The sequence below is a fragment of the Chitinivibrionales bacterium genome (assembly GCA_014728215.1).
Lineage (GTDB): Bacteria > Fibrobacterota > Chitinivibrionia > Chitinivibrionales > WJKA01 > WJKA01.
In genome coordinates, this window is record WJLZ01000083.1 from 1 (window position 1) to 3,163 (window position 3,163).

Annotated in this window: 3 protein-coding genes; all 3 read right to left on the reverse strand. The window is 37.8% G+C overall.

The features are described from left to right. Positions 1-35: 35 nt before the first annotated feature. The 3 genes from GF401_06020 to GF401_06030 are packed head-to-tail and all read right to left on the reverse strand — an operon-like array spanning position 36 to position 2,677. The gene (locus GF401_06020; protein MBD3344599.1) at positions 36-677 is read right to left on the reverse strand and encodes a hypothetical protein; all 642 of its coding nucleotides are present in this window, start codon (positions 675-677) and stop codon (positions 36-38) included. After that, positions 674-1,303, reverse strand: coding sequence for a hypothetical protein (locus tag GF401_06025; protein ID MBD3344600.1), 630 nt, complete (start codon positions 1,301-1,303; stop codon positions 674-676). The genes GF401_06020 and GF401_06025 overlap by 4 nt, the downstream gene beginning before the upstream one ends. Before the next feature lie 21 nt (positions 1,304-1,324). Then, positions 1,325-2,677, reverse strand: coding sequence for an IS1380 family transposase (locus tag GF401_06030; GenBank protein MBD3344601.1), 1,353 nt, complete (start codon positions 2,675-2,677; stop codon positions 1,325-1,327). Positions 2,678-3,163 lie beyond the last annotated feature (486 nt).

The following is a 3,163-nucleotide window of genomic DNA, read 5'->3' on the forward strand; positions in this document are numbered from 1 at the left end:
ATTTAACACAATGAAAATCACTAATAGATACTTTTTCATAATAGATGATTTTTGTGATAGATTTGAAAAATAAAACTTACAGTAAACCCAATTTCCGTTTCTTTGCTTTTTTTAGGTAGTACAGGATAGTTTGGTGTTTTTTCATATCTCTGCATAAGATTTACACTTGGTCTTATTATTAATAATTTAGATTTTGTTATAGGTATATCATAACCAGTTGAAATATAATGCCTATATAAGAAAAGATCCTCCCAATCCCTCAGTAGATCACCTTCATTGTCTCGAAATGAAATAAATCCATATCCAACTCCCAATCCAGATTCTATAAATAGTTGATTAATAGGATAATATTGAAGGAATGGAATAAGAGTCATTCGAAAATATATACCCCCATCTCTGTCTGATTTTGCCGCCTCGGTATAAGTTGAATGATTCAGTTTTATTCCAGCTCTCCAACTACTATTAATTATAAATCCGAATTCACAATTGATTTCAATATTGGAAGTATAAAAGGCACCAATTTGATAATCACGAAAAATTGAGAAAAGACTGAAACCAACTGCATATTTTGGAATTGTATCACTATTTATTGCTTTGTTTTTATCCTCTTGGGCGCTATTTGAATAGATCAAGGGGGTTGTAAGTGTTAACAGAAATATTAAAATGTATATTTTCATTTAGAGAGATTATAATATATGTTAATAAAGAGTCTTATATCTCTAAGTAACTCACCAGAGTTACTGTACCCAGTTTCGCTCTTAACATAATTACTCATATTAGCTACTAGCTTAGGTTCAATTGATAGTAATTCACCTATTTCGAAAATGTAACCCAAGCCTAGACTAGGTCCTGATTCAAAACCTTTGTCCATAGGTAATGCATAGACAATATTTGATGTGCTGTCTTGAATAACTATATGAGCATCAATAAAATATTGAGTGGAATATCCAATCTCAAAGAATCCATTACGTAAAATGAACAATCGGAGATTTGGTACAATTCCGATTGATTTTTTTTCTCTTCTAAGCTCAACAGTCTTATAGTTTTCCTGAAAATAGATACCATATATACCCCAAGAAAAGTCAATTTTTCTAATTGATTTTAGTAATAGGAAAGAGAATTGTTGTCTTCTGAGGTAGGAAGCATTTATTAGATAATCAGAATAATAAAGCTCCTTTGTAAAGTCATTTTCAAGTTTACCATATTGAAGAGAAATACCTCCGCCAAAATACGCTCTATCACCTTGACCAAATATATTATTGTGAAATGAAACCGTAGTTGTAGCCAATAGTAATATTATCATCAACCTTCCTTTCATGCCAAATTATGCATTAGACATTTGAAATGGAGGTGAAAAGCCATCCAGTTTTTGGAACAGACCCTCCAGGAATTGCCTTCGTTTTTGTTTCGCTGATAGTTTTAGAACCGTTTGCCTACCAGAAATTGCCAAATAAGATCCTATTGCAATGCATTGAAACTTCATTGTAGATAAAACCGGGTGGTGTTTGTGGTTTAAAACCTGTAATCTGAACAAGCTCATTAGATTATGGGTAACCATGGCCCACCGAAAAGCTGCTTCCGTTGCATAGAAATCATCCAGACAGAATCCCTCTATGCCATAATCGTTGCGAAGTTCACGGATCCGGTTCTCGCAATCTGCCCGCTTCTTATACAGATGCCAGACCAACTCTGAAGAAAGACCCAGATTGGTTACAAAAGCAATGTATTTATAACCCTCAAATTGAATTCGTCGAGCTCCGCTTCGCTCCGGTTCTTCAATTTCCGGGAACAAAAGCTTCCCTCCTGTGGATGGGTGCTTTCGGGCATCCTTGCGAACCACAACGATCCTCCTGGGAATATCCCAACCATGGGCCTGGTATGGGAAACTGGCCGTCCAAAACCCATCATCCTGCGCGAACCAAGACCCTTGTTCAAAGATCCGTTGAGCCAGACCTCTGTTCATCCTGGCGGCAACAATATAGTCGATCTGCTCCTCCTCAATCCTGGTTAGCATATCGTTTCCATAGAACCCACTATCAGCACGAAACAATCCAATTCGATCCTTGGGTATGATGGTTAGTAGTTCATCGAAAAACTCCTCAAAATCAGTGCTCGCAACACTTTCCCCGGTTCGCATCCAGGCATTGGCAACCATCTTCAGTTCGGCAACAAAAGCCATCAGCGTATGGTGTGATCCCCGGCCTGGCTTCTTGGGATTATACCCAACCTCTACTCCCTCCTGCAGACCATGGCGAACAAGTACAGAAGAGTCAAAATCGATCGTCAGTTTATCCATCTTGATCTGGTCAAACCAGAATCTGTTGATCGATGGAAAAATGCTGTAGTTAAGTTCTTTGTCAAACTTCCTTAGAAATCGGCTAAAGGTGCTTTGGCTGGCCATCCCGCGCTTCCAATCGAATACTCCTTGGACAACATGGTCGTACCGTAATGTACCAGTGTGGGAGAGGCGCTTTGCTCCGAGAAGGATACTGACCATTAACCCTTCGATCAGATCTATAGAAGAATATCCAGGGTTGGATCCGGGTACGGGTAAATCTGGACATTCATCCTCCAAAAAGTCCCTTAGTCCGGATTTGCGATACACTTCTTCAATGAGTCGCAGACCACCCCAGGGCGATATCTCTTTGTCCGTAAACTCATACAATAATCCACTCATCTTTTGTGTGAATTGGCTAGATCAAGATAATCCTAAATTTAACAAGGGCTTCCGAGACTTTTTTAACTTTCTAATGAATTAATTGGGTTCACTAAAACTTGATTTTAAGTATGCATATATCGTTAGAGTTATTGTGTTCATAACATCATCAGTTTACCCCAAATACCAACATTATTGTCATCAGCGATTTTTAACTGTGCTTCGATCTGAAGGCATAAACTGAGCGTGATAAATGCAATAATTGAAAGCTGTTTCATGATCTGGATTTTGGTTTAGTTTTGCTACTGTAATTAGTGAAAAACGGACATACCTTTCACCGTCACAATAATCTGTTATTGTGTTAATTATCACCTTTAAGTACGATTTAAAAAGTACTTCTAAAAAAAGGGTCTAAGGTTGAATCCGGTTTCAGGGGACAATATAAAACGAGCCGGTGCAACTTTTTTGCACTTTTGGTTATTTGTAGCGAATCTAAATAACCGCTAC